Source organism: Sphingobium sp., from assembly GCF_035511395.1.
Classification (GTDB): domain Bacteria; phylum Pseudomonadota; class Alphaproteobacteria; order Sphingomonadales; family Sphingomonadaceae; genus Sphingobium.
Genome location: NZ_DATKFP010000360.1, coordinates 1 through 19,626 on the forward strand (window position 1 = coordinate 1; position 19,626 = coordinate 19,626).

The following is a 19,626-nucleotide window of genomic DNA, read 5'->3' on the forward strand; positions in this document are numbered from 1 at the left end:
CCAGTCTTCCTCGGTGAAGTCGACGCTGTCGGCTCTACGGATGATGCCGGCATTGTTGATCAGGATGTCGAGGCCGCCGAGCTTCTCAAGCGTCTCGTCGATGACGCGCTGGACCGGCTCGATGCTGCTGAGGTCGGCGGAGACGATCTCCGCCTTGCGGCCCAGCGCGCGGACCTGATCGACGGTGTCCTGTGCAGGCGTGCGGCCCACCGCGGCGATGTCGGCGCCGGCGGCGGCCAGCGACAGCGCGATCGCCTGGCCGATGCCGGTGTTGGCGCCGGTGACGATGGCAACCTTGCCGGTCAAATCGAAGGGGGTGGTCATGCAATCATCCGTTCGTTTCGAGCCCTGCGACTGCCTGCAAGGCAGTCGCTCAGGACAGACTGAAGTCGAGAAACCTGTTGAGGTGCCGCTGGCCGTGTCTCGACTTCGCTCGACACGAACGGGATTTGTGCCGAAATTACCGCAGCTGGCAGATGTCCAGCACGTTCATGTCGGTATAATCGAGATTCTCGCCGCCCATCGCCCAGATGAAGGCATAGCTCTTGGTGCCCGACCCCATATGCACCGACCAGGGCGGGGAGATGACCGCTTCCTCATTCTCGATGACGATGTGACGCATCGCGTCCGGCTCACCCATATAGTGGAACACGCGGTCGCCGCCCTGAAGGTCGAAATAGAGATAGATTTCGCTGCGGCGGTCATGAAGATGCGGCGGCATGGTGTTCCACACGCTGCCGGTTTCGAGGACCGTGAGGCCCAGCAGCAGCTGCGCGCTTTCGCACACGCCGGGGATCACCAGCTGGTAGATGGTGCGGTGGTTGGAGTTGGCGAGGTCGCCGCGTTTCAGCGGGTTCGCCTCGGCCAGCGTGACCTTCTTGATCGGGCAGGCTTTGTGCGCGGGCAGCGAGGCGATGTAGAAGCGCGCCTCGGCGCCTTCGAAGATCACGTCCTTCGATCCCATGGGGACGTAAAGGCATTCCTTGTTGCCGATCTCGTAGCGCGTGCCGTCGACGGTGATCGCGCCGGGACCACCGATATTGACGATGCCGGCTTCACGCCGTTCCAGGAAGGGATGGCCCGCCGCCGAGGCCGGCTCACTCTGGTCGGGCAGCTTCAGGGAGCCACCGGCCGGCACCGCGCCGCCGATCACGAACCGCTCATTATGGCTGTAGTTGAGGACGACCTCACCCTCGACGAACATGCCGCCCACCAGATGGCGGTCGCGCAGGCTCTCATTGTCCACGCACTCCATCATATCCGGGTGCGTCGCGTGATAGGTCTTCTCGAACACAGGAATCTCCTTTGGGGATTTTTCCTGCTTATAGCGCCCGGCGAGGCGAAAGTAAGCCTTTATTCCCGTAATGTGGAATGAAGTTCTACCATGCGGTGATTAATCGCGAAGCAGGATAATGTGCAGGAAGCGCGGACCATGCGCGCCGCGGACATAGGTGCCCTCGATATCGGTCGTGCCCGATACGCCGGTGATCCAGTAATGCGCACGCGGCTGGGCGCCCGGCAAGGGGGCATCTTCCAGATAGGGGGCGATATCCTTCACCGCCAGCAGCACGATATGATGCAGGGTCAGGAAATTGGGGAGCATCGGCGCATGCGGCGCGGTTTCGAACACCAGCGAGCCGGTTTCGGCGATCCCCCTGCGCGCGATGGCGAGGGCGGCGGCTTCGTCGGGCGCGGCGGAATCGTGGAGGGTGAAGCCGGTCCAGTCGCATGTCGCAAGGCGCGGGTCGGGCGGCAGGCAGAGGGTGAGGGTTTCGCCCTGTCCCTCCAGATAGCGGGCGATCGCGGCGGGCAGGTCCGCCATGGTGGCGATGGCGTCATGACTGGCGTTGACGCTGGGGAGCGCGAGCCGGGCGAGAAATTCCGCCTCCAGCACGGTTTCGTCCACGGCCGGGCGTTCGGGGGCGATCAGCAGGGCGGCGGCTTCGGCCTCGATCGGGCCGGGTGCGGTGCTTTTGAGGCGGGAGAGGATGGCGTCACGGGCGCTCATTTGCGGCGCTCCTTCTTATATTGGGCCATGAAGGTCTGCGCGGCGGGCTTGGGCATGTCTCGATAGCGGGTCCAGCCGCCCGCTAGCGGGAGTTTGTCGATCCAGCCCTTGCGACCCAGCAGCCGCATCGCGCGCACGGCGATGCCGGTGCCGAAGCGATAGAAAGCGGGACGGCGGGCGACCCAGGCCCAGAGGCCAAGGCCAAAGCGCATCGAGGTCGGCTCCAGCCCCTCGCGCCAGCTTTTCTCGCGCCAGCCCTTGAGCAGGGTGGGGAGCGGGATGCGGACGGGGCAGACTTCCTGGCACTTGCCGTTAAGGGTGCAGGCATGGGCGAGGTCGCGGCTCTGTGGCAGGCCGTCGAACACCGGGGTCAGCACCGATCCCATCGGGCCGGGATAGGTGCCGCCATAGGCATGGCCGCCGATCTGGCGGAAGACGACGCAATGATTCATGCACGCGCCGCAACGGATGCAGCGGAGCATTTCGGCGAGGCCTTCCTCGCGCATCTTCGTGCGGCCATTGTCGACCAGCACGATGTGCATCTCCTCCGGCCCGTCGCGATCGCCGGGGCGTTTGGGGCCGGTGTAGAAGGTCGTATATTGCGTGAGCGCGGCACCGGTGGCGGAGCGCGCCAGCATCCGCAGCATGTGGATGGCGTGCGGCATGCTTGGCACGATCTTCTCGATCCCCGCCGTCACGATATGGACGCGCGGCGGGACGAGCGAGAGTTCGGCATTGCCTTCATTGGTGACGGTGCAGATGGCGCCCGTATCCGCGATCAGGAAGTTCGCGCCCGATATGCCGACATCCGCGCCCAGCATTTCGCCACGCAACTGGCGCCGGGCGCTTTCGGCCATGGCGGCGATCGTCTCTTCCTCATGCGGCGTGCGGTGCTTCGCCTTGAACAGGGCGGACACCTGCTCGCGCGTCTTGTGCATGGCGGGCCAGATGATGTGCGAGGGACGCTCGTCGGCCAGCTGGATGATATGTTCGGCCAGATCGGTTTCGACCCGGCCGATCCCGGCTTCGGCCAGCGCATGGGGCAGGCCGATTTCCTCGCCCAGCATCGATTTGGAGCGGGCGACGGTCTTCGCGTTGGCGGCCTTACAGATATCGATGACGATCTTGCAGGCTTCGTCGGCGGTGCTGGCCCAGTGGACCTTCGCGCCCGCCGCGATGGCGTTTGCCTCGAACATCTCCAGATAGTGGCCAAGATGCGCGACCACATGATCCTTGATCGCGGCGGCGCGGTCGCGCGCGGCGTCGAAGTCGGGGAAGGCGGCGACGGCAAGGCCGCGCTTGGTTTCGGCGGTGCCGGCGGTGCGCTCGACGGCGATCTTGAGGATGCGGTCGGAGAGCGCGGCGTCCGTGCGGTCTTTGAAGGTCGCCGTGCCGGCTTTTGCTGTAAAGGCGTTCACGCTTCTTCCCCGATGGCCGGGCCGTCGCCCATGCCCGCGATCAGTTCGATGGCGTGATAGGCGCGCACCTTGCTGCCTTTGCGGTTGAGCTTGCCCGCCATGTTCATCAGGCAGCCCAGGTCGCCCGCCAGCAGCAGGTCGGCCCCGGTGGCGTCGATGGCGTCGGCCTTTTCGCCGACGATCGCGTTGGAAATGGCGGGATATTTGACGCAGAAGGTACCGCCGAAGCCGCAACATGTCTCCTCGTCCTGCAAGGGCGCGAAGCTGAGGCCGTCGATGCTCTTGAGCAGACGGCGCGGCTGCGCCTTGATGCCGAGTTCGCGAAGTCCTGAGCAGCTGTCATGATAGGTGGCCTTGGCGTCGACCGTGACGCCTTCGGGCTTCCAGCCGCAGACCTGATCGAGATAGGCCATGACTTCCCATGTCTTGCCCGCCACCGCCTGCGCGCGCGGGAGCCATGCCGTGTCGTGTTCGAAGATTTCTGGATAGTGGCAGCGGATCGTGCCCGCGCAGGAGCCAGAGGGGACGACGATCGCCTCATAGGGTTCGAGCGCCTCGATCGTCTGCTTCGCCAGCGCGGCGGCATGGTCGCGGTCGCCGCTGTTGAGCGCGGGCTGGCCGCAGCAGGTCTGGCCCTGCGGCACGACCACGTCGCACCCCGCCGCCTCCAGCGCGCGGATCGCGGCGAAGCCGATGCGCGGGCGCATGACATCGACCAGGCAGGTGACGAAGAGGGCGACGTTTCTGGTCATAGTCCGTGGCGTTTCGCAAAGGAGAGGAAGAGGTCGGGCCAGTGCGCCGGAGCCGCCGGTTCGGGGACGAGGCCGAAGCCATGGCCGCCATTTTCGAACAGATGGCATTCAGCCGGAATAGCCTTCGCCCGCAGCGCCGCCAGCATGGACAGGCTGTTTTCGGGCGGCACCGCCTTGTCGTCCAGCGCATGGGCGAGGAAGACGGGGGGCGTTTGCGCGCTCACATCCTGATCGAGCGAATAGGCGCGCATCCGTTCGGGCGAGGGCGTTGCGCCCAGCAATTGCGTGCGCGATCCGGCATGGGCGAACGGTCCCTCCATCTGGATCACCGGGTAGATATAGGCGGCGAGCGCGGCCTTGATCGGTTCGCGGTCGGCGGCATCGATGGGCTTGTACGTCTCTGCGGCCATGCGGCTGGTGAGCCATGCGGCGAGATGGCCGCCGGCGGAAAAGCCCATCACGCCGATGCGGTTGGCGTCGAACCTTTCCCTGGGCGCGAGCGAGCGGACCAGGCGCAGCGCACGCTGCGCATCCTGCAACGGTGCTTCGGGTCCGGCGGCCCAACCGTCACCGGGCAGGCGGTAGAGCAGGACGAAGCAGACATAGCCCGCCTGTGCGAAGCGGCGGGCGAGGCTATAGCCTTCGTGGCCGATGGCGACGCGCAGATAGCCGCCGCCGGGGATGAACAGCATCGCTGCGCCATTGGGCCTTGCCGGGCGCAGCATGGTGAGGGTGGGAGTGACGATATGGGCGAAGACGCCGTCGTCCGGGCCGCTGTCGGGGCGGCGCAGCGTCTCCACCTCCTGCACATGGACATTCTCGGCGCCCGGCGCCTTGCCGGGCCAGATCGGAAAGCGTTCGAACCCCTGCGGCAACGGGAAACTCTGGGCGAGGGCGGCAGGCGCAAAGGCGCCGGTCAGCAGGGTGCCGGCGCTTGCGACGGCAGTCGTCATCAACTCGCGGCGATCGAGAATCGTCATTGGCAGCTCGTCTTTCCCAGTGGCGTGGTGCGGGCAAGGGCCGGGCGGTCGGCCAGCACCTTCGCGGAGATGGGCAGGTTCAGCGCTTTCAGGCCACCTGCGACCAGATTGGCGACGTTGCGGGCACCCACTTCGCTGAAATGGGTGTTGTCGGCGATGCCCTTGGGGAAGCCGGGGGCATGATCCTCGGGCTTGTAGTGGAGATAATAGGCCTTGGACGCGTCTTGCCCGGCGCGGTCGACCCAGGCGCGCGACAGCGCCTCCAGATCGATCAGCGGCGCGTGCGTGCTTGCGGACAGGTCACGCATTACGGCGGAATAGTCGGCAAAGTCCGCCTTTGCCTTGCCGTCCGCGCCGAAGCTGCGCCGCGCGACCGGCGTGACCAGCACCGGGGTGCCGCCGGCAGTGCGCACGTCCCAGATGAAGCGCAGCAGGTTGTCGCGATAGTCGGTCTGGGCGGGTGCCCAGCGTTCGGGCTTGGCGCGGGTCGCGTCATTATGGCCGAACTGGATCAGCACCGTGTCACCGGGGGTGACTTCGCCGAGCAGCCTCTCCCACCGCCCTTCGCTCAGGAAGGTGCGGGTAGAGCGGCCGCCCATGGCGTGGTTGCTGACCCGCACTTCGGGGGAAAGTCCACAGGACAGCATCTGGCCCCAACCGGTCTGGGGATAGCGATCTCCCTTATAGGTGGAGGCGGTGGAATCGCCCGCGATCAGGATCGTGTCGCCCGGCTGCGTGGCGTGCGCCGGCAGGGTGGCGAACAAAGCGGCGAGGGCGGCGGCGACTTTCGGGACGATCCTCATGGGCGACTTCCTTTTGCACCCCCATCTTCACACCGTTCGGGATGAGCTTGTCGAAGCACTCTTCTTCTTCTTCTTCTGATGAAGAAGGAAATGCCTCCTTCGACTGCCTGCCAGGGCAGGCGCTCAGGACAGGCTTCGACAGGCTCAGGACGAACGGAGGATAGAAGAGCGGCTGAATTACTGCAAATTCACATACATGCCGCCGTCGACCAGCAGCGCGGCGCCGGTGACATAGGCGGCCATGTCGGACGCGAGGAAGACGATCGGGCCGGCCAGATCCTCCGGCGCGCCAAGGCGACCGAGTGGTGTGCGGGCTTCCATATATTGGCGCTTCTCGACATCGGCCAGGTCATCCTTGTTGATCTCGGTCAGGATGGTGCCGGGCAGGACGCTGTTGCAGCGTATGCCATGCTTGCCCAGCGCGATCGACGTCGACTGCATCAGCGAATGTACGCCTGCCTTGGTCGGGGTGTAATGTGTCTGATACTCGCCGCCGACCAGAGCGGAGATGGAGGAGACGGCGACGATCGATCCGCCATGCCCCTGTTTCACCATCTGCTGCGCGGCGGCCTGCACCATGAAATAGGCGCCGTGCAGGTTCACCTTGAAGGTGCGCTCGACCACGTCGACCGGCATGTCGAGGAAGGCGTGGAAGGGGCAGATGCCCGCATTGCTGACCATTACATCGACCTTGCCGAAGGCTTCGACCGCCTTCGCGACAAAGTCCTGCGCGGTCTGCGGGTCGGCGACGTCGCCCTTTACCGCAATGGCGCGCTGGCCGAGCGCCTCGATCTCCGCCACGCAGCTGGCGGCCGGGCCGTCGCTGCTGGCATAGTTGATGACGACGTCGGCGCCATGCTGGGCGGCGCCGATGGCGGCGGCGCGGCCGATGCCGGTCGATGCGCCGGTGACGAGGACGGTCTTGCCTTCAAGCAGCTTCATGGGATCGCTCTTTCCTGTGGAAGTTAGCGCCGCACGGGGCGGCGGGGTGGTTTGACGCCGGGGGTCCAGCCCAGATCGGCGCTGACTTTCTGCGCGGTGGCGCGCACCTCTTCGCTCAGCACCTGCATCCGGTCGTCGTCCATATATTGGGCGGCGCTCGACAGGCTGATGGCGGCGACGATGGCGCCCGAAGCGTCGCGGATCGGCGCGGCGACGCAGCGTATCTGATCTTCATTCTCCTCCAGGTCGAAGGAGCGGCCCGCCGCCGCATAGCCGCGCATCCGCTCCAGCCAAGCTTCATAGGCGATGGGATGAGTGCCGGCGGCCTGATCGGCGTCGAACAGGCGATGCCAGTTGGCTTCGGAATCGTCGAGCAGCAGCGCCTTGCCGAGGCCGGTGGAGGTCAGCGGCTGGCGGTCTCCGATCCGGCTGGAGATTTCGACGCGGCGGCGGCCGGGAATCTTGTCGAGATAGAGCGCCTGGTCGCCGTCGAGCCGGCCCAGATGCACCACATCCTCGCTCGCGGCGGCCAGCGCCTCGATATGCGGGCGGGCGATCTGCACCACGTCGGCCTGGCTCTGCGCCAGGAAGCCGAGCTGGAGCAGCTTGGGCCCCAGTTGATAGCCCTCGCGCGGCAGGAATGTCAGGAAACCGCGCTCCACCAGCGCATTGGCGAGCCGGTGCGTGGTCGACCGGGTCAGCACCATGCGCTCGGACAATTCGGCCAGCTTGATCGGGCCGTCGATCACCTGATCCAGCAGGTCCAGCCCCCGTTGCAGGGTTTGCGACCCCGACGCCTTGGCCGGCCCGGCTTTCTCTGGCGTCATCGACATTTCCTCTCGCTCTCCTGACTTTTGGCCCAATTCAGGGTTTGACGAATTTTGTCTCATCTACTAATACTCTATCCCACAAAATGAGAAAAACAAGGGTGAAGGAGGGGCCGACTTGATTCTTTCCGATCGCGCCAGACCCCTATCTCGCCCGGCATCATGCGAGTTTGACCATATATTGGAAGTAGTTGCCGCTGTTTCCCACGATTTGGACAGCGGACAGGCTCAAGGAGTGAGTGCGATCGTGACCTTGCCGAAGATCAAACATGTCCGTGCCTTCACCGTGCGCGGCGGTGGTGCCGACTATCATGACCAGGGCGAAGGCCACTGGATCGACGATCACATCGCGACGCCGATGTCGAAATATCCCGAATATCGCCAGTCCCGGCAGAGCTTCGGCATCAACGTGCTGGGCACGCTGGTCGTGGAGATCGAGGCGGAGGACGGCACCGTCGGTTTCGCGGTGACGACCGGCGGCGAACCGGCCGCCTATATCGTGGAAAAGCATCTCGCCCGCTTCCTCGAAGGCCGCGCGCCCACGGACTATGAGAAAATCTGGGACCAGATGTATTTTTCGACCCAATATTATGGGCGCAAGGGTCTGGTCATCAACGCGATTTCCGGCGTCGACCTGGCGCTTTGGGATCTGCTCGGCAAGCTGCGGCAGGAACCGGTCTATCATCTGCTGGGCGGAGCGGTGCGCGACGAGCTGCAATTCTACGCCACCGGCGCACGACCGGACAAGGCGAAGGAATTCGGCTTCATCGGCGGCAAGATGGCGCTCCATCATGGCCCGGCCGAAGGCGTCGAGGGTCTGAAGAAGAACATCGCCGAACTGGCCGACATGCGGTCGAAGGTCGGCGACGATTTCTGGCTGATGTGGGACTGCTGGATGGCGCTGGACGTCGACTATGCCACCCGCCTCGCCATCGCGGCGCATGAGCTGGGCCTCAAATGGATCGAGGAAGCGATCAGCCCCGACGATTATTGGGGCTACCAGCAGCTCAAGCGCAACGTGCCCAAGGGCATGCTGGTCACGACCGGCGAGCATGAGGCGACCCGCTGGGGCTTCCGCATGCTGATGGAAATGGATTGCTGCGACATCATCCAGCCCGATGTCGGCTGGTGCGGTGGCGTCACCGAACTGCTGAAGATCAGCGCGCTGGCCGACGCCCATGGCAAGATGGTCGTGCCGCATGGTTCGTCGGTCTACAGCTATCATTTCGTCATCACCCGCCACAATTCGCCCTTCGCCGAATTCCTGATGATGCATCCGGGACCGACGGAGGTGGTACCGATGTTTGCGCCCCAGCTGCTGGGCGAGCCGGTGCCGGAAAATGGCCGCATGAAGGTCAGCGCGCTCGACAAGCCGGGCTTCGGCGTCGAGCTGAACCCCGACATCGCGATGCACCGTCCCTACACCCATTGATTGCCGTAAAGAGAGACTGATCCCATGAAATTCGTTCGTTTCGGCCAGCGTGGCCAGGAAAAGCCCGGTGTCATCGACAGCGAAGGCAAGATTCGCGACCTGTCGGCGGTCGTCCCCGAACTGACCGTCGCGACCCTCGCCAAGGCAAAGGGCGCGGACGTCGATGCGCTTCCCGTCGTCGAGGGCGAGCCGCGCTATGGCGTGCCGGTCAAGGGCATCGGCAAGATCGTCGCCATCGGCCTCAACTATGAGGACCATGCGATCGAATCGAACCTGCCGATCCCGACCGAGCCGATGATGTTCATGAAGGCGCTGTCGTCGCTGAACGGCCCGAACGACGAAGTGATGCTGCCCAAGGGTTCGACCCATGGCGACTGGGAAGTCGAACTGGGCGTGGTGATCGGCGAAACCTGCCGCTTCGTGTCCGAAGAGGAAGCGCTGTCGAAGGTCGCGGGCTACACCCTCGTCAACGACGTGTCGGAACGCTTCAACCAGAAGCAGCGCGGCACCCAGTGGAGCAAGGGCAAGGGCCATGACACATTCTGCCCGGTCGGCCCCTGGCTGGTGACGGCCGACGAGGTCGGCGACCCGCAGAATCTCGACATGTATCTGAACATCAACGGCGATCGGATGCAGACCGGCAATACGAAGACGATGATCTTCAATGTCGCCCAGCTCATCTCCTATGTCAGCGAATATATCACCCTCTATCCGGGTGACCTGATGATCACTGGCACCCCTCCAGGCGTCGGTGAGGGCAAGAAGCCCAATGCCATCTACCTCAAGGCCGGCGACGTCATGGAGCTGGGCATCGAGAAGCTCGGCGTCCAGAAGCAGAATGTGGTGGAATGGCGTCACCTGGGCGACGAGGTGCTGGGATGAGCGTCTTTTCCGGTCGCTATGAGGGACGCTGCGCCATCGTCACCGGCGGCGCGTCGGGCCTTGGCAAGCTGGTCGCCGCGCGCATCGTCGCCGAAGGTGGCAAGGTCGTCCTCTGGGATCTGAACGCGGACGCACTGGCCGCGACGAAAGCGGAGGTCGGCGCGACCCATGTGGTTGCGCTCGACGTCTCCGATCAGGCCGCCGTCGCCGCCGCCGCGAAGGAAAGCGCCGACGCGCTGGGCAAGGTCGATGTGCTGGTCTGCTCGGCGGGCATCACCGGCGCGACCGCCACGGCGTGGGACTATCCGGTCGATAGCTGGCAGCGGGTGATCGACATCAACCTGAATGGCCTCTTCTACTGCAACCGGGAAGTCGTGCCCTTCCTGCTCGCAAACGGCTATGGCCGGATCGTCAACCTCGCCTCGGTCGCGGGCAAGGAAGGCAATCCCAACGCCTCGGCCTATTCCGCGAGCAAGGCGGGGGTGATCGGCTTCACCAAGAGCATCGGCAAGGAACTGGCGGGCAAGGGCGTGATTGCCAATGCCCTCACCCCCGCCACCTTCGAAAGCCCGATCCTGGAGCAGCTGCCCCAGAGCCAGGTCGACTATATGCGATCCAAGATTCCGATGGGCCGGCTTGGCCTGGTCGAGGAATCGGTGGCGATGGTCTGCTTCATGGCCAGCGAGGAGTGCAGCTTCACAACGGCGTCGACCTTCGACACGTCGGGCGGGCGCACGACCTTTTAAAATCCGAAGTTGCGCGGCGCGACCGGCCACCCAAGAGCCGGCGCGTCGCTTTTCACCACGGGAGAGGATTGCATGATCCCCTTTGTCGATGCCCATATCCACCTGTGGGACTTGAACCACATCCGCTACGACTGGTTGACCCCGCCCTTCACGGACGAGGGGCCGAACGGCAGTGTCGAGGCGATCGCCCATGATTATGGCGTGGCCCAATATCGCGCCGACCTTGCGCGCTGGAACGTTGTGGGCGCCGTCCACGTCGATGCCGGGGCCGCCGCCGCGAGCGCGGTGCGGGAAACGCAATGGCTCGATGGCCTTGCCGAAGCGGAGGGCCTGCCCACCGCTTTCGTCGCCTTCGCCGCGCTGAATGATCCCGATCTCGACGCCCTGCTGGCCGCGCAGGCCGCGCATCCCCGCGTCAAGGGCATCCGTCATATCGTCAACTGGCATCCCAGCCCCAAGCGCACCTATGGGCCGGTCGACCTGACCGTCGATCCGATATGGCAGACAGGCTATGCGCTGCTGGCCAAGCATGGCCTGTCCTTCGACCTGCAATGCTATCCGGGGCAGATGCCGGGCCTTGCCGCGCTGATCGAGCGGCATCCAGACATCCCCGTCATCATCAACCATATCGGCATGCCGGTGCTGACCGATCCTGACGGTCTGGAGGATTGGCGGCGCGGCATGAAGGCGCTCGCCGCGCTGCCCCATGTCGCGGTCAAGCTGTCGGGCATGGGGTTCATCCGTCCCGACTGGACCCGCGAAAGCGTGGAGCCGTTCATCCGCGAGGCGATCGATATGTTTGGCATTGCGCGCTGCGCCTTCGCCAGCGACACGCCGACCGACAAACTGTTCGCGCCCGTCGATCGCTCGATGGAAGCCTATCACGCCATCGTCGCGGACTTCCCCGAAGCCGACCGCCGCGCCCTCTTCGCCGGCAATGCCAATCGCCTCTATCGACTGGGCCTTGATCTATGACCCCAAATCCGCTGCTCGGCGTTCTCTTCCACTGGCTGGGCGGCTTCGCCTCGGCCAGCTTCTACGTCCCCTATCGCGGCGTCAAACGCTGGAACTGGGAGATTTTCTGGCTCACCGGCGGCATCTTTTCCTGGGTGATCGCGCCCTGGTTCTTCGCGTCGATCCAGACCAACGACCTGATGGGGGTGATGCGCCAGGTACCATCCTCCGTGATGGGCTGGTGCGTCTTCTTCGGTTTCCTCTGGGGCTTTGGCGGGCTGACCTATGGTCTCACCATGCGCTATCTCGGCCTGTCGCTGGGCATGGCGGTGGTGCTGGGGCTGTGCACCGTGTTCGGCACCCTGATCCCGCCGATCTTCGACGGGACGTTCATGACGCAGATCGCAGGCACCCTGCACGGCCAGATCGTGCTGCTGGGGCTGGCCGTCACGATCGCCGGGATCATCGTCGTCGCCCGCGCCGGCGCGCGCAAGGATGAGGCGCTGTCGGCGGAGCAGAAGGCTGCCGCCGTCGCCGAGTTCGATTTCAGGAAGGGCATCGCCGTCGCCATCTTCTCCGGCATCATGTCGAGCTGCTTTGCCTTCGGCCTCGCGGCGGGTGAGCCGGTCAAAGCGCTTTCCGCCGCCGCCGGCACCGGCCCGCTATGGACAGGCCTGCCGACGCTCTGCCTCGTCATGTTCGGCGGCCTCATCACCAACGCGCTCTGGTGCGGCTGGCTGATCGCGAAGAACAGGTCGGCAGGCCAGTGGACCGGCGCGGCGGATGCGAGCGGCCATCGCCCCAGGCTGCTGCCCAATTTCCTGCTCTGCGCGGTGGCGGGTACGGCCTGGTATTTCCAGTTCTTCTTCTACACGATGGGCGAAAGCCAGATGGGCCGCTTCGGCTTTTCCAGCTGGACGTTGCACATGGCCTCGATCATCATCTTCGGCACCTGCTGGGGCTTCGCCTTCCGCGAGTGGAAGGACGCCGCGCCGGCCGTGCGCCGCATGGTGTGGAGCGGGGTCGGCCTGCTGATCTTCGCCACGCTCATCATCGGCTACGGCAACCGGCTGGCCAGCTGATGCGGATGCTGCTGGCCGCCCTGCTGCTGGGCCTGTCGGTTCCGGTCGGGGCGGCCGACGCGCCGCTGCTGACATCGCATCTGCGCATCCATGATCCGTGGGTGGTCGCAGAGGATGGGAGCAAGACCTACTGGCTCTTCTCGAAGAACGACCCGGCGGTGACGGGCGACAGGCGGGTGGGCATCATGGCCTATGCCAGCGGCGACCTCGCCCACTGGCAGAAACCAAAGCTGGTGTTCGCCCTGCCCGAAAACAGCTGGGCCAATGAGGGCGGCTGGGCGCCCGAAGTCCATATGTGGAAGGGGCGCTGGCATCTGTTCGCGACCTTCCACAATGACAAGGCGGTGATCGCTTCGACGGGCAAGCGCCCCCTCTATCGGCGCGCCACCCTGCTGGCCGTGGCGGACCGGGTTGATGGTCCCTACACACTTATCCACAGGGGCGAACCGCCGACGGCGGCGAGCGACATGACCCTCGACGGCACGCTGCATGTCGATGCGGCGGGCAAGCCGTGGATGGTCTATGCCCATGAATGGTTGCAGATGGGCGTCGGCATGATCGAGGCGCTGCCGCTGAAGGACGAGCTCTCGCCCGCCGGCAAGCCGCGCCTGCTGTTCCGCGCCAGTGACGCCGACTGGGTGGTCGGCCAGAAGCAGCCCGAGGGCGACACCGGCTATGTCACCGACGGGCCGGAGCTGTTCCGCACGAAGACCGGCACCCTGCTGATGCTCTGGTCGAGCTGGGGCAGGGATGGCTATGTCCAGGCGCAGGCGCGGTCGAAGAGTGGGACGATCGCCGGGCCGTGGGAACAGCTTGGCCCGCTGGTCGAGCGCGACAGCGGTCATGGCATGATCTTCCGCGCGTTCGACGGGCGGCTGATGATGGTGCTGCATCGCCCGTTCAAGCGGGCGCTGGCGAAATTCTACGAAATGCGCGACGCGGGCGACCGTGTCGAGGTTGTGCGCGAGGCGGTCGAGCTGGATGGCGAGGCGTATCCGACCCACGGATGCCCGATGGAGACACAAGATGCTGGCTGCTGATCTGGTCTGGCCGCTGCGTGGCGCGGCGAGCGGCGCTTTCACGCTGGAGGATGAAGCGGCTGTGCCAGAAGCGGCAGTCGTCACCGCCGTCGATCGGCCGGTGCTGCTGGGCTATGCGCCCGAAACGCCCAATGGCCGGGCGATGCTGGTGCTGGGCGGGGGCGGCTACACCGCGCTGATGGCGGGGCGGGAGGGCGTGCAGGTGGCGCGCTGGCTGAATGCGCTCGGCTATCATGCCTTCGTCCTGATCCATAGCTTTCCCCATGCCGGCACCGGCCCGTCCGCGCCGCTGGACGATGCGCTGGAGGCGATGCGGATGATCCGCGCCAGAGGTCTTGAAAATGGTGGTTTCGCGGCTGACGGGCTGGGCGTGGTCGGACTGTCGTCGGGCGGACATCTCGCCTCCTGCCTGATCGCGGACTATCCGGCTGAGTGGGGTTTCGTGGAGCCGCAACGGCCGGACGTGCTGGTGGTGGGCTATGCGCCCATCTCCACCAATGCGAAGGGGCGGACGATCGTCGCCGACAAGCCGCCCCTGCCGCCGGTGGAGAAGCAGGCGCTCTATGACGCGCTCCAGCCCGACGCGCAGTTGCTCCCCGATCCGCCGCCGGTGTTCATCGTCTATGCCGGCAATGATCCGGTGGTGCCGGCGGAAAATGCGCGCCGCCTGCACGGCGCGCTGATCGCGGCGGGGGGAAGCGCGGAACTCCATGTCTTCGCCGACGCCCCGCATGGCTTTGCGCTCGATACGGAGGGCTTGCCGGCGTCCGTCTGGCCGCTGCTGTGCGAGGGGTGGTTGCGGCAGGTCGGGTTCTTGTGACGCCTTAGAGCGCGCTGCGTTAAATCAGACGCAGGTCGCGCGCTCCAATTTTTGTTTTCGCATCGTTTTAAGCGCAAACCGGTTCCTACCTTTGCGCACGATGCTCTAGTGCCGCGCCGGGATCGCATCCGACTGACGGCGGATGAGCTGATAGTCGAGCTTCACCCGTCCGAGTGCCTCATCCGCCGCGCCTTCATCCTCGTTACGGAAATGCGCGCCCAGTAATCCGATCGCCTCGCGCGCCATGTCGCGGATCGGCTGGCGGATCGTGGTCAGCGCCGGCCAGATCGCGCTGGCCAGCGGCGTATCGTCGAAGCCGCAGATGGTGACGTCCGCCGGCACGTTGATCCGGCGCTGGTGCGCCACGGTGATGGCGGCGGCCGCCATGTCGTCATTGCAGGCGAAGATGGCGCTGGGCGGGGTGTCGAGGCCGAGCAGCTGCTCCGCCGCGTCGAGGCCCGAGCGATAGGAAAAGTCGCCCGGCACGATCCAGCGCTCGTCCAGGTCGATGCCGCAATCGGCCAGGCAGTCGCGAAAGCCCTGCAAGCGGCGCGCACTCGCACGGTGGCGGGGATTGCCCTCGATGAAGCCGATCCGGCGATGGCCAAGGTCGATCAGATGACGGGTCAGGTCATAGGCGGCGTGGCGGTCGTCGGTCCCGACCGAGAGCATCCCCGCGCCTTCGCGGTCGGGCGCGATGCCGACCACGGCGATGTCGCGCGCCTGCAACAGTTCCACCAGTTCCGCCCAGTCGCAGAGCGGCGGCGGCAGGATTACGCCCGCGACATGCGCCTTGGCGACCTGCTCGACGATTTCCGGGGCGAAGGCGCCGGGCGCGCATTGCTCCACCACCAGATGGAGATGCCGCTGCGGTGCCTCGCCCAGCGCGCCGAGCAGCAGTTCGCCGAGATAGGCCGATGTGGTGCTGTTGCTGTGCAGCAGCGCGACGCGGCGGTCGGCGCTGCCCGCCAGCGCGCGGGCCGAGGCGTTGGGGACGTAGCCCAGATCCGCCACCGCCTGTTCCACCGCCCGCTGCGCCTTGGCGCTGACCAGCGCCTTGCCGTTGATCGCGCGGGATGCGGTCATGACCGACACGCCGGCGCGGGCGGCGACTTCCTTGATCGTCGGCGGCTTCTTCTTGGGGCTTTTCATCCCCTCGGTCCTAGCCGCTTTTGCAGTGCAGGAAAACGGCCTCAGGGTTTTAGGCGGACATGGGTCGGCGCGTCGCGATCGACGCTGATGACGCCGTCCTTTTCCTTGAGTTCAGCGATCTGGAGCACGGTGCGGCGATAATATTCGGGGTCGGCCTTCGCCTCATCCTCGCCCTCCTGATGGACGAAATAGAGGATATAAGCGCGGTCGCCGGCGACGACGATGTCGGGATGCTGACCCTTGGCGCGGTCGGTCGGCTGGGTGCCGGGCGTCGCGAGGATATGGCCGGGCTGCGTCGTCCACTGTTCGCCATCGTCGGAGCGCATGACCAACAGCCCCTTCCACGCGTCGGAGATCAGCCAGTACCGGCCCTTCCAGCGGAACGCCTTCGGTCCTTCGCCCGGCGTTTGCGTCAGCCGATCTTTGACCGTCCAGTGGATCAGGTCCGGGCTGTCGGCGGTGACGATCGCCTTGTTCTGCTTCTCGTCATTGAAGAACAGGCGATAGCCGCCTTTTCGCAAAGCGAGGACGCTGGCGTCGATCACCCGGTCCGAACCCAGTTCCAGCCGCTCGCCGCAGGTCCATTTTTTGAGGTCCGGGCTGGTCAGGTGAACGATGAAGCGCGGCGCATTCCAGTCGCGGAAGACGCCCGGCACCACCGTCAGCCACATATGCCACTCGCCCTTCAGCCACTGCACTTCGGGCGCCCAGAGCGTGTCGCCGGTGCAGGCTTTGGGAATGTCGGCGATGCCGTCATAGCGCCAATGCGCGCCATCCATCGACCGGGCGACGCCGATGGCGGTGCCATGGACCCAGCTGACATCCTTCGCATCCGCCCGCGCAATGTTGGCACGGCGGTTGGTGTAGAACATCACCCATTCGCCTGTCTTTGCGTCGCGCACGGTCGATGCGTCGGCCGCGCCGTCATGCACCGGATCGCGGAACAGCGGCTTGGGCGCGACAGGACCGCTCGCGGCGGTGGCCAGCATCAGCAGCGATGCGATCATCGGAACAGCTTCAGGTCGAAGGCGGCAGCCATGGCGCGGAACCCTTCATCATTGGGGTGGAGCGCGTCGCCCACATCATAGGGCTTGGCCATGCGAGCGGGTTCGGCGGGGTCGGCGATCGCCTTGTCGAGATCGACGAAGCCGTCGGCTTCCCTGTTGTCGCGGATCCATGCGTTGACGGCCATGCGCGCGGCGTCGCCCTCCGCGCTCCAATAGCCCGCGCCCTTGTAGGGCAGGATGGTGGCGAGGATGACCTTCACGCCCCGGTCATGGGCGCGGGCGATCATCTGGCGATAGGCGCCGATCAGCGCTTCGGCCGGCAGCATCGGCTGCTGGCTGCGCGCGGCGTTGCCAAGGTCGTTCACCCCTTCGAGGATCACGACATGGGTGACGCCGGGCACGGCCAGCACGTCGGCGTCGAACCGGGCGAGGGCGTTATAGCCATCGCCTTCGGACAGCAGCCGGTTTGCGCTGATCCCGGCATTGGCGATGCCGACCGAGGTGCGGCCCGCCTTTTGCAGCCGCTCGGCCAGCAGGTCGGGCCAGCGGCGGTTGCTGTCGGGTGTGGCGCGCACGCCATCGGTGATGGAATCGCCCAGCGTGACGATGGTGGTGCCGGGCTTGCGGCTTTCCACCTCGACGCCGGAGATGATGACGCGCGGACCAAGCGTGGTCGAGCCCGACAGGCTGGTCGCTGCCGTCTGGTCGCCTGGTGCGGTCCAGCCGGTGGCGGCCGAATAGCTGTGGACGGTCGCATCGGGCGCGCCCTGCGGCAAATGAATGCTGATGGTGAGCCGGCTCAGCGGCTTCACTGCCATCGCGATCGGATCGCTGAGCAGGGGCGCGCGGGCGGGGATGGTCGCGCCCTGCGCCTCGTTGAAGGTCACGACATGATCGGTGCCGGGCAGCGTCTCGCCATTTTCGCCCGCGAGCGCGACATGGACCGTGCCCAGCAGCAGCGGCTGGGTCGACATTTCGTTGGACAGGCGCAGGCGGATGCGCTGGCCGCCGCTGCTGATGCGGACGACCTGCCGCAGGGTGCGGTTGTTGAGGTCGGGGCGCTTTTCGGGCGGCGCCTTCGACACCAGCGGCGCGGCCATCCAGCTGCGCGACCAGTTGTCCGCCTGCGCCGGCGTCGTGGCGAGCGCGAACAGCAGCGTCGCGCCAAGCATCATCCGTCCCGTCATCCTCATCCCCTTATTTTTGGTCCCTATTTCGCGGCCAATTGCGCCACCGGGTTGTTGCCCCACAGCTGGTCGTAGCGCCAGCCCGACAGATCCTCCACGACCAGCGCCGCGCCGGGCGAGCTGGGCGTGCGCGCGCCGCTGCGCAGATGCTCGATCTCGCGCATCAATATGTCGTGGGTCGCGGGGCTGAGGCGGAAGCGCGTGGACACCCAAATGCCGAAGGACAGGCAGCCGACCGTGCCCACACCCAGCAGCAGAGCCATGGTCAGGATCGCGCCGTGGCTCTGGCTTTGCGCCCCCGACACGAAACCGCCCGCCTGCATGATGAAGCCCACGCCCGCGACGGCGGCGGCCTGCGTCGCCTTGCGCACGAAGGTCATGACGCCCGCGAAGCTGCCCTCGCGCCGCTGGCCGGTGACGATCTCGTCCACGTCGGCCATGTAATTATAGGTCGCCCAGGGGATATAGTTGAGCGCGCCGCGACCGAGGCCGGAAAGGATGATCGGCAGCCAGATCCAGGGCGAAGTGGCGGGGACGCCGAGCAGCCACAGGCCGATGAGCGCGAACACACCCACCGCGAAGTCGGCGGCGGCGACCTGATAGGCGCGGCTGGGCGAGGCGCGCAGCGCAAGGTTGATGGCGATGATCACCGCCACGAACTGGACGATATACATGGTGCCTAGCAGGCCCGACGCGATCGCGGTGGAGCCGGCCAGCGCGAAGATCACGAAGAAGGTGAAGGCCGCGTTGAAGATGTCCTGGCTGATATAGCCGCCCAGATACATGCCAAGGTGCAGGCGGAAGGCGCGGATGCGCATGGTCGAGAAGAGGTTGCGGTAAAGCGCCTTCAAGGCCTGTCCCGCGCCGCCGCCCTGTGTCCGCTCAGGCACGGCGTCCAGCGATCCGGGCATATGCCGTTCCCAGCTGAACAGATAGAGCAGCCCCGCCGTCACCATGAACAAAGCGGCGAAGATGATGCCCATGTAGAAGAAGGTGTCGGCGCTGTCTCGGCCGAGCGCGTTGATCAGCCAGAGCGGCAGGAAGCCGGCGAGAATCGCGGACGCCTGACCGAAGAGGATGCGCGATCCGGCGAACTTCGCCTTGGTGCGATAGTCGGTCGACATTTCGGCGGCCAGCGTCTCGAACGGGATGATCTCCATCGCGTAGACCAGTTCGAACAGCACATAGCTGACGAGATAATACCAGAAGCCCTGCCCTGGCAGCCACATCAGCGCGAAGCTGGGCAGCAGCGGAATGGCGGCGAGGATGAAGAAGCGGCGGCGGCCGAATTTGCGGCCCAGCCAGGTCGATCCGAAATGGTCGGAGATATAGCCGATCATCGGCGAGGCGAAGGCGTCGAGGATGCGCGCCACTGCGAAGATGGTCGCCGCCTGTCCCGCGGTCAGGCCGCAGAACTGGGTGTAGAAGATCAGCACCCAGCCGGAGATGACCGCCATCGAGCCCGCGCCCAGCACGTCGTTCGAGCCATAGGCGAGGTAATTTTGCAGGCGAACCGGACGGCCTCCAGGGCGGCTTGCGGGTGGGGCAGTCTCGGGCAATTCGGATCCTCCGCCTAATCATTCTGGCTCGCCGC

20 protein-coding genes are annotated in these 19,626 nt (G+C 65.7%); 7 read left to right on the top strand and 13 right to left on the bottom strand.

The genetic code is table 11. From position 1 onward, the window contains the following. From VMR39_RS24715 to VMR39_RS24755, 9 genes are all read right to left on the bottom strand, one after another. Positions 1–324 (bottom strand): SDR family NAD(P)-dependent oxidoreductase (locus tag VMR39_RS24715; protein ID WP_325420204.1); only part of this gene is annotated, 324 nt, incomplete at its 3' end. A gap of 136 nt (positions 325–460) precedes the next feature. Further along, complete coding sequence (gene kduI / locus VMR39_RS24720) at positions 461–1,294, bottom strand: 5-dehydro-4-deoxy-D-glucuronate isomerase (RefSeq protein ID WP_325420206.1); 834 nt, start codon at positions 1,292–1,294, stop codon at positions 461–463. Between the two features lie 99 nt (positions 1,295–1,393). Then, a complete protein-coding gene (locus VMR39_RS24725; RefSeq protein WP_325420208.1) occupies positions 1,394–2,008 on the bottom strand; it encodes a LutC/YkgG family protein in 615 nt (204 codons plus the stop codon). Continuing rightward, entirely contained in the window at positions 2,005–3,426 is a 1,422-nt protein-coding gene (locus VMR39_RS24730) for a lactate utilization protein B (protein ID WP_325420210.1), read from the bottom strand. Before VMR39_RS24730 ends, VMR39_RS24725 begins: the two co-directional genes overlap by 4 nt. Beyond that, a complete protein-coding gene (locus VMR39_RS24735; RefSeq protein WP_325420212.1) occupies positions 3,423–4,178 on the bottom strand; it encodes a (Fe-S)-binding protein in 756 nt (251 codons plus the stop codon). Before VMR39_RS24735 ends, VMR39_RS24730 begins: the two co-directional genes overlap by 4 nt. Then, a complete protein-coding gene (locus tag VMR39_RS24740; protein WP_325420214.1) occupies positions 4,175–5,158 on the bottom strand; it encodes an alpha/beta hydrolase in 984 nt (327 codons plus the stop codon). Before VMR39_RS24740 ends, VMR39_RS24735 begins: the two co-directional genes overlap by 4 nt. Beyond that, positions 5,155–5,961: a rhamnogalacturonan acetylesterase gene (locus VMR39_RS24745; RefSeq protein ID WP_325420216.1), complete on the bottom strand. Its 807-nt coding sequence runs from the start codon at positions 5,959–5,961 to the stop codon at positions 5,155–5,157. The genes VMR39_RS24740 and VMR39_RS24745 overlap by 4 nt, the downstream gene beginning before the upstream one ends. A 177-nt stretch (positions 5,962–6,138) precedes the next feature. Then, on the bottom strand, positions 6,139–6,903 hold the full coding sequence (locus tag VMR39_RS24750) for an SDR family NAD(P)-dependent oxidoreductase (RefSeq protein ID WP_325420218.1): 765 nt from the start codon (positions 6,901–6,903) through the stop codon (positions 6,139–6,141). A 23-nt stretch (positions 6,904–6,926) separates the two neighbouring features. Then, positions 6,927–7,793 carry an IclR family transcriptional regulator gene (locus tag VMR39_RS24755; RefSeq protein ID WP_414712593.1) on the bottom strand — a complete coding sequence of 289 codons (867 nt, stop codon included), beginning with the start codon at positions 7,791–7,793 and terminating at the stop codon, positions 6,927–6,929. Positions 7,794–7,977: 184 nt separating this feature from the next. On the opposite strand from VMR39_RS24755, the gene rhmD reads away from it, so the two are divergent. From rhmD to VMR39_RS24790, 7 genes are all read left to right on the top strand, one after another. Beyond that, complete coding sequence (gene rhmD / locus VMR39_RS24760; protein WP_325420222.1) at positions 7,978–9,162, top strand: L-rhamnonate dehydratase; 1,185 nt, start codon at positions 7,978–7,980, stop codon at positions 9,160–9,162. 24 nt (positions 9,163–9,186) lie between these two features. Continuing rightward, on the top strand, positions 9,187–10,044 hold the full coding sequence (locus VMR39_RS24765; RefSeq protein WP_325420224.1) for a fumarylacetoacetate hydrolase family protein: 858 nt from the start codon (positions 9,187–9,189) through the stop codon (positions 10,042–10,044). Further along, positions 10,041–10,790 (top strand): SDR family NAD(P)-dependent oxidoreductase, encoded by a 750-nt coding sequence (locus VMR39_RS24770; RefSeq protein ID WP_325420226.1) that lies wholly within the window; start codon positions 10,041–10,043, stop codon positions 10,788–10,790. Before VMR39_RS24765 ends, VMR39_RS24770 begins: the two co-directional genes overlap by 4 nt. Positions 10,791–10,862: 72 nt before the next feature. Next, positions 10,863–11,765 (top strand): amidohydrolase family protein, encoded by a 903-nt coding sequence (locus VMR39_RS24775; protein ID WP_325420228.1) that lies wholly within the window; start codon positions 10,863–10,865, stop codon positions 11,763–11,765. After that, positions 11,762–12,826 carry an L-rhamnose/proton symporter RhaT gene (gene rhaT / locus VMR39_RS24780; RefSeq protein WP_325420230.1) on the top strand — a complete coding sequence of 355 codons (1,065 nt, stop codon included), beginning with the start codon at positions 11,762–11,764 and terminating at the stop codon, positions 12,824–12,826. Before VMR39_RS24775 ends, rhaT begins: the two co-directional genes overlap by 4 nt. Then, complete coding sequence (locus VMR39_RS24785) at positions 12,826–13,866, top strand: glycoside hydrolase family 43 protein (protein ID WP_325420232.1); 1,041 nt, start codon at positions 12,826–12,828, stop codon at positions 13,864–13,866. Before rhaT ends, VMR39_RS24785 begins: the two co-directional genes overlap by 1 nt. Then, positions 13,853–14,686, top strand: a complete 834-nt coding sequence (locus VMR39_RS24790; RefSeq protein ID WP_325420234.1) for an alpha/beta hydrolase — start codon at positions 13,853–13,855, stop codon at positions 14,684–14,686. Before VMR39_RS24785 ends, VMR39_RS24790 begins: the two co-directional genes overlap by 14 nt. Positions 14,687–14,791: 105 nt before the next feature. On the opposite strand, the gene VMR39_RS24795 is transcribed toward VMR39_RS24790, so the two are convergent. Genes VMR39_RS24795 through VMR39_RS24810 form a run of 4 tightly spaced genes read right to left on the bottom strand, consistent with a single transcriptional unit; the run spans position 14,792 to position 19,591 of the window. After that, complete coding sequence (locus VMR39_RS24795; protein WP_325420236.1) at positions 14,792–15,838, bottom strand: LacI family DNA-binding transcriptional regulator; 1,047 nt, start codon at positions 15,836–15,838, stop codon at positions 14,792–14,794. Between the two features lie 41 nt (positions 15,839–15,879). After that, a complete protein-coding gene (locus VMR39_RS24800) occupies positions 15,880–16,845 on the bottom strand; it encodes a glycoside hydrolase family 43 (RefSeq protein ID WP_325420238.1) in 966 nt (321 codons plus the stop codon). Continuing rightward, a complete protein-coding gene (locus VMR39_RS24805; RefSeq protein WP_325420240.1) occupies positions 16,842–18,032 on the bottom strand; it encodes an SGNH/GDSL hydrolase family protein in 1,191 nt (396 codons plus the stop codon). Before VMR39_RS24805 ends, VMR39_RS24800 begins: the two co-directional genes overlap by 4 nt. A gap of 23 nt (positions 18,033–18,055) precedes the next feature. Continuing rightward, complete coding sequence (locus tag VMR39_RS24810) at positions 18,056–19,591, bottom strand: MFS transporter (RefSeq protein WP_325420242.1); 1,536 nt, start codon at positions 19,589–19,591, stop codon at positions 18,056–18,058. Positions 19,592–19,626 lie beyond the last annotated feature (35 nt).